The sequence below is a fragment of the Candidatus Eisenbacteria bacterium genome, from assembly GCA_035712145.1.
Classification (GTDB): Bacteria; Eisenbacteria; RBG-16-71-46; order RBG-16-71-46; family RBG-16-71-46; genus DASTBI01.
The window spans coordinates 1-7,460 of sequence record DASTBI010000168.1 but is presented as its reverse complement, the minus strand read 5'-3'; the positions used below and the strand labels follow the sequence as shown (position 1 = coordinate 7,460).

The following is a 7,460-nucleotide window of genomic DNA, read 5'->3' as shown; positions in this document are numbered from 1 at the left end:
GGCCATTCGACGTTTTCGCCGTCAGCAGGGTGGTCGCCCTTTGGTGGCCCCTCAGCTTCCCCACGTGTCTCTTTGGGGCTACTGCTGACCACGAAGCGATCGCTCAAATGCCTTGGCTGGTATTGCTTTGCATGACGTTGCGACGGTGGACCGGACGGTTTAGGAAACCGCGTGCTTCACCCCGCCGCCAGTCGCTCCCTGCCCCGCTCCTGGGCGGCCATGGCGAACACCTCGTCCAGCCTCTCGGTGCTCACGGGCTTCACCAGGTGGGTCAGGAAGCCATAGGCGGCGGTCTTCTCCCGGTCCTCTGCCTGGCCGTAGCCGGTCAGGGCGACCAGCACGATGTTGCGGGTGCGCATGTCGGTGCGCAGGCGGCGTGAGACTTCGTAGCCGTCGAAGCCGGGAAGGCCCAGGTCGACCAGCGCCACGTCCGGCTGGGTGCGCTGCGCCACCTCCACGGCCTTGGGGCCGTTCGAGGCCTCGACCACGCGGTGGCCGCTGAGCTGGAGCAATGTCCGCATCATGACGCGGGCGTCTTCGTTGTCGTCGATCACCAGCACGCTCAACGGGCCGGCGCGGCGGCGCGGGTTCTTCTCGGTACGTCGCGGGCGGGAATCGGCCGTGAGCCGCGGCAGCTCGATGAGGAACGTGCTGCCCTTCCCCACGCCTTCGCTGAAGGCGCGCACGGTGCCGTCCTGCAGCTCGATCAGCCGCTTCACCAGCGTCAGGCCGATCCCCAGGCCGCCCTTGGCGCGGTCGAGCGATTGCTCGCCCTGCACGAAGACCTCGAACACGTTGTTCAGCAGATCGGGCGCCATGCCGATCCCGTCATCCTGCACCTTGAGGCGCGCGAGCGATTCCTCGCGGTCGATCTGGATCGCGATCGATCCCCCGTGATCGGTGTACTTGACCGAGTTGATGATGAGGTTGGTCAGCACCTGCTGCATCCGGGCAGGATCGGCCTCGACGATCGCCGATTCGCCGCTCACGCTGACCTGGTGGTGATCCAGCTGGCCCGAGGCGCGCAGCGACTCCACGGTCTGATCGGCGAGCTGGCGCAGATCGATGGCAGCCTTGTTCAGCGTGATGTGCCCGACGGTCACGCGTGACACGTCCAGCAGGTCGTCCACGATCTTGGCGAGATGGGCGGTCTGCCGCGCCACCACCTGCGTGGCGCGCATGGCGCGCTCGTCCACCGCGCCGATCAGCTCCAGCAGCCGCGACGCGGAGGTGATGGCTCCCAGAGGATTCCGCAGCTCGTGCGACAGCATCGCCAGGAACTCGTCCTTGCGCCGATCGCGCTCCTGCACCTCGCGGAACAGCCGGCGGTTGTCGAGCGCCACCGCGGCGCGGCCGGCGATCAGGTTCAGCAGGTCGCGCTCCTCGGTCGAGTAGCCGGGCGAATCCCCGTGGCGCGCCACGCCGAGCACGGCGTAGATCCTGCCCGGCACGGCGATCGGCAGCGCGACGCAGCGGGGCCGCCCCTGAGGATCGCGATCGGTCGCCACCAGGCCGCCATGATTGATCGCCTGGGCGGCGGCCACCGCCAGCTTCCCGGTCGGCGCGGCGACCTCGTCGACGCCGCCGCCTTCGGCGATGCGCCGCCACACGATCGCCTGGGGACGCTCCCAGCCGTCGGCGAACTGCAGGCCGGCCTCGTCGGCGAGCGCGGGCACGAGGATGCGCAGCATCTCGTCCTCGAACGGCGTGCCGTCGAGCGAGCGCATCAGGGTGCCTCCAACCTCGCTCAGCAGACGCAGGCGCCGGCTCTGCTGCTCGGCCGCGGCGCGCGCCGCCTGCTCGCGCAGGAAGGCGACCCGTTGCTCGGCTTCCTGCCGGATCCTCTCCTGCGCGCGCGAGAGCTGGACGAACACCTTGACCTTGGTGCGCAGCACGTCGGGCAGGAAGGGGCAGGTCAGGTAATCGACCGCGCCGAGCGCGTAGCCGCGCGCGATCTGCATCTCGTCGTGGTCGGCGGTGAGGAAGATGATCGGAGTGTTGGCGTTCCGCGGGCGCTGGCGGATCAGCGCCGCGGTCTCGAAGCCGTCCATCTCCGGCATGTTGACGTCGAGCAGGACCACGGCGGCCTCGTTGTTCATCAGGAACTTGAGGGCGCCGCGCCCGGACTTCACCGGGACGATGTTCTCGCCCAGCTCGGCCAGCGCCGCCTCGATGGTGAGGCGCTGCGCGGTCAGGTCGTCGACCACGAGGATGTTGACGGGGCGGCTCATCAGCGCACCAGCCATCCGCGCATCATGTTCAACAGCTCGTCCGGATCGACCGGCTTCGACAGATAGTCCCAGGCTCCGGCCTCGATGCACCGCTCCCGATCCCCCTTCATCGCCTTGGCGGTCACGGCGATGATCGGCAGGTCGCGGTAGCGGGAGATCCGCCGGATGGCACGCGTGGTGTCGAGGCCATCCATCTCCGGCATCATGACGTCCATCAGCACGATGTCGATGTCGGTCGACGCCTCGAGCTTGGCGATGGCCTCGCTGCCGTTCTCCGCCGACACCGCCACCATCGCGTGCTGCTCCAGCACGCTCATCAGCGCGAAGATGTTGCGAACGTCGTCATCGACGATCAGCACCTTGCGCCCGGCCAGCTTGGTGTCGCCGTCGTGCAGCTCGCCGATCCGCTGGCGCTGCGACTCGGTCAGGTCCTCCAGCTTCAGGTGCAGATACAGCGCCGCGACGTCGACCAGCCGGTCGAAGCTCTGCACCTCGCGCACCCGTCCGCGGTGCGCGAGCCGCTTGAGCGCGGCGCTATTCGGCGGCGAGAGCACCTGCACCGGATGGATCAGGATCGGGACCTCGGAGAATCCGGGGATGGCTTCGAGCTGCTCGGCCAGGGTCCCGAGTGAGGCCTCGGCCGGATCGAGCACGATGCAGTCCGGCAAGGTTTCCGTGATCTGCCGCAGCGCCTCCGCGCCGCTGGCGGCCTCGCGCACCTGCACCCGGGGCGAGCTCAGCAGGTGGCCGAGCTGCTCGCGCATTTCCTCGTCGCTCTGGATCACCAGCACATCGCGATCCCTGCTCTCGTGCACCTTGAGCAAGGTCCGCAGCACGTCGTCCAGGCTCTCTCGCGACTGCAGGGGCTTGGTCGCGACCCCCGCCGCGCCGCAGCGCAGGCCGCGCTCGCGGTCCTCGTCGGTGGTGATGACGTAGACCGGCAGATGCCGCGTCCGCGCATCGTGCTTGAGTCGGTCCAGCACCCGCCATCCGCTCATGTCCGGCAGCGAGATGTCGAGGGTGATGGCGCTCGGCTGGTACTGCTCCATCAATGTCAGCGCCGCGGCGCCGAAGCTGGAGATGATCGCCTTGAAGCCGTGATCGTGCGAGGCGTCGGCGATCATGCGCGCGAACGAGAGATCGTTCTCGATGATCATGAGCACCCGGTCGCCGGGGCCGATCTCATGGCGGTCGTCGCCGGCCTCGTCGATCAGCGTCTCCGGCTCGGCCTCCAGCACCGCGACGGCATCCTGCTGCGCGGCCGCGGCCACGGCCAGCGAGACCACCGAGGTCGTCGGCCGCTTGACCTGGCCGGCGGGCACGAAGCCCACCGGCAGGAAGAGCGTGAACCGGCTGCCCTCGCCCGGCGCGGAGTGCAGGTGGATCTCACCCCCCAGGAGCCAGGACAGCTCACGGCTGATGGCGAGCCCGAGCCCGGTGCCGCCGTACTTTCGATTGATTCCGGACTCTGCCTGCTGGAAGGCCTCGAAGATGATCTGCTGCTTCTCGTGCGGAATCCCGATGCCGGTGTCCGACACGGTGAAAGCGATCACCGACTCGGCCTTCCGCAGCGCCTCGCTCTCGTAACGCGTGTCCGGCGGCGCGGGGCCCATCTCGAGCGCCACCGCGCCCTGGCGCGTGAACTTGAACGCGTTCGACAGCAGGTTCTTGAGCACCTGCTGGAGACGCTTGGAGTCGGTCTGGATCGACTGAGGCAGACTCGGGGACAGATGCACCGTGAACCCGAGTCCCTTCTGCTCGGCCACGTGACCGAAGGTGCGCTCGACCACGTTGCGCAGCTCGGGGAAGCGCACTTCGCTGACGTCGACCACCACGGTCCCCGATTCGATCTTCGACAGGTCGAGGATGTCGTTGATCAGGTTGAGCAGGTCGTTGCCCGACGAGTGGATGGTCCTGGCGTACTCGGTCTGCCGCCCGCTCAGATTCCCCTCGGGGTTCTTCGAGAGCTGATCCGAGAGGATCAGAAGGCTGTTGAGCGGCGTGCGCAGCTCGTGCGACATGTTGGCGAGGAACTCCGACTTGTACTTCGAGGTCAGGGCCAGCTGCGCGGCCTTCTCTTCCAGCGCCTGCCGCGCCTGCTCGACCTCCTGGTTCTTGCGCTCCACCTCTTCGTTCTGGTGCGCCAGCAGCCGCGACCGCTCCTGCAGCTCGAGGTTCGTCTGCTGCAGCTCGGCCGCCAACGACTGCGACTGGGTGAGCAGGTCCTCGGTGCGGGAGTTGGCCTCGATGGTGTTGATCACGATGCCGACCGTCTCGGTGAGCTGATCGAGGAAGCCCTGGTGCGTGAGGCTGAAACGCTCGAAGGAGGCGAGCTCGATGACCCCGCGCACCTCGCCCTCGAACACCACCGGCAGCACGATGATGTTGAGCGGCGGCGCCGATCCGAGCCCGGAAGAGATGCGCACGTAGTCGGGTGGGACGTGGTTGAGCAGGATCTTGCGCTTCTCGAACGCGCACTGCCCCACCAGGCCCGCGCCGAGCCGGAACTCGCGCGAGGCGCCGGTCTCGTCGTCGACGCCGTAGCCGGCCAGCAGCTTGAGGCGCGGCTCCTCGGTGGTGGAGGCATCGAGCAGATAGAACACGGCGCGCTGCGCATTCACCACCGGCGCCAGCTCGGACAGGATCAGCCGGCCCACCGCCAGGAGATCCCTCTGTCCCTGCAGCATGCGGCTGAACTTGGCGAGGTTGGTCTTGAGCCAGTCCTGCTCGCTGTTCTTGAGCGTGGTGTCGCGGAGGTTGCGGATCATCTCGTTGGTGGTGTCCTTGAGCACCGCCACCTCGCCTCGCGCATCGACGTTGATCTCGCGAGTCAGGTCCCCCTTGGTCACCGCCGTGGCCACGTCGGCGATCGCGCGCACCTGCGTGGTCAGATTGGCGGCGAGCTGGTTGACGTTCTCGGTGAGGTCCTTCCACGTGCCCGCGGCGCCGGGCACGCGCGCCTGGCCGCCCAGCTTGCCTTCCACACCCACCTCGCGCGCCACCGTGGTCACCTGGTCGGCGAAGGTGGCGAGCGTGTCGATCATCGAGTTGATGGTCTCGGCGAGCTGCGCGATCTCGCCCTTGGCCTCGAGCGTCAGCTTGCGCCGCAGCTCCCCGTTGGCCACCTCCGTCACGACCCGGGCGATGCCACGCACCTGGCCGGTGAGGTTCGAAGCCATCGAGTTCACGTTGTCGGTGAGGTCTTCCCACACGCCGGACACGCCCTGCACCTGCGCCTGACCCCCGAGCTTGCCTTCGGTGCCCACCTCACGCGCGACGCGCGTGACTTCCGCGGCGAACCGGCTGAGCTGGTCCACCATCCGGTTCACGGTGTCCTTGAGCTCGAGGATCTCGCCCTTCACGTCCACCGTGATCTTGCGCGACAGGTCGCCGTTGGCCACCGCCTTGGTGACCTCGGCGATGTTGCGCACCTGCGCGGTGAGGTTGCCGGCCATGAAGTTCACCGAGTCGGTGAGGTCGCGCCAGGTGCCGGCCACGCCGTGCACGTCGGCCTGACCGCCGAGACGTCCGTCGGTGCCCACCTCGCGCGCCACGCGGGTCACTTCCGCGGCGAAGCTGCGCAGCTGGTCCACCATGCGGTTCACGGTGTCCTTGAGCTCCAGGATCTCGCCGCGCACGTCCACCGTGATCTTCTTGGAGAGGTCGCCGTGCGCCACCGCGGTCGTCACCTCGGCGATGTTGCGCACCTGCGCCGTGAGGTTGCTGGCCATGAAGTTCACCGAGTCGGTGAGGTCTTTCCAGGTGCCGGCGACGCCGGGCACGTCGGCCTGACCGCCGAGCTTCCCTTCGGTGCCCACTTCGCGCGCCACGCGCGTCACTTCCGCGGCGAAGCTGCGCAGCTGATCCACCATGGTGTTGATCGTGGCCTTGAGCTCGAGGATCTCGCCGCGCACGTCCACCGTGATCTTGCGCGACAGGTCGCCATTCGCGACCGCCGTGGTGACCTCTGCGATGTTGCGCACCTGGCCGGTGAGATTGCTGGCCATGAAGTTCACCGAGTCGGTGAGGTCCTTCCAGGTGCCGGCCACGCCGCGCACGTCGGCCTGGCCGCCGAGCTTGCCTTCGGTGCCCACTTCGCGCGCCACGCGCGTCACTTCCGCGGCGAAGCTGCTGAGCTGATCGACCATGGTGTTGATCGTGTTCTTGAGCTCCAGGATCTCGCCGCGCACGTTCACGGTGATCTTGCGCGACAAGTCGCCCGCGGCCACCGCTTTGGTCACGTCGGCGATGTTGCGCACCTGGCCGGTGAGGTTCCCGGCCATGGAGTTCACCGAGTCGGTGAGGTCCTTCCAGGTGCCGGCCACGCCGGGCACGTCGGCCTGACCGCCGAGCTTCCCTTCGGTGCCCACTTCGCGCGCCACGCGCGTCACTTCCGCGGCGAACGAACTCAGCTGGTCCACCATGCGGTTGACGGTGTCCTTGAGCTCGAGGATCTCGCCGCGCACGTCCACCGTGATCTTGCGCGACAGGTCGCCCGCGGCCACCGCCTTGGTCACGTCGGCGATGTTGCGCACCTGGCCGGTGAGGTTGCTGGCCATGAAGTTCACCGAGTCGGTGAGGTCCTTCCAGGTGCCGGCCACGTCCTGCACGTCGGCCTGGCCCCCGAGCTTGCCCTCGGTGCCCACCTCGCGCGCCACGCGCGTCACTTCCGCGGCGAAACTGCTGAGCTGGTCCACCATGCGGTTGACGGTGTCCTTGAGCTCGAGGATCTCGCCTTGCACGTCGACCGTGATCTTGCGTGACAGGTCGCCGTTGGCGACCGCCTTGGTCACCTCGGCGATGTTCCGCACCTGGCCGGTGAGGTTGCTGGCCATGAAGTTCACCGAGTCGGTGAGGTCCTTCCAGGTGCCGGCCACGTCCTTCACGTCCGCCTGGCCACCGAGCTTGCCCTCGGTGCCCACCTCGCGCGCCACGCGCGTCACTTCGGAAGCAAAGGAGCTGAGCTGATCGACCATGGTGTTGATCGTGTTCTTGAGCTCGAGAATTTCCCCTCGCACGTCGACGGTGATCTTGCGCGACAGGTCGCCGTTGGCGACCGCGGTGGTCACCTCGGCAATATTTCTCACCTGCGCGGTCAAATTGCCGGCCATCGAGTTCACCGAGTCGGTGAGGTCCTTCCACGTGCCGGCGACGTCCTGCACGTCGGCCTGGCCGCCGAGCTTGCCTTCGGTGCCCACCTCGCGCGCCACGCGCGTCACCTCGGAGGCG

The 7,460-nt window shown here is 67.9% G+C and carries 2 protein-coding genes; both read right to left on the bottom strand.

Translation table 11 applies throughout. The annotated features are described in order from the left end of the window. Positions 1–176 precede the first annotated feature (176 nt). A complete protein-coding gene (locus VFQ05_11600; GenBank protein HET9327412.1) occupies positions 177–2,231 on the bottom strand; it encodes a response regulator in 2,055 nt (684 codons plus the stop codon). After that, the coding region (locus VFQ05_11595) for a HAMP domain-containing protein (GenBank protein HET9327411.1) at positions 2,231–7,460 on the bottom strand (5,230 nt) is incomplete at its 5' end. The genes VFQ05_11595 and VFQ05_11600, both read right to left, overlap by 1 nt.

What these genes read in the sequence shown, in the direction of transcription:
- VFQ05_11600 (HET9327412.1), bottom strand. Translation starts at nt 2,231, where the DNA reads ATGAGCCGCCCCGTCAACATCCTCGTGGTCGACGACCTGACCGCGCAG.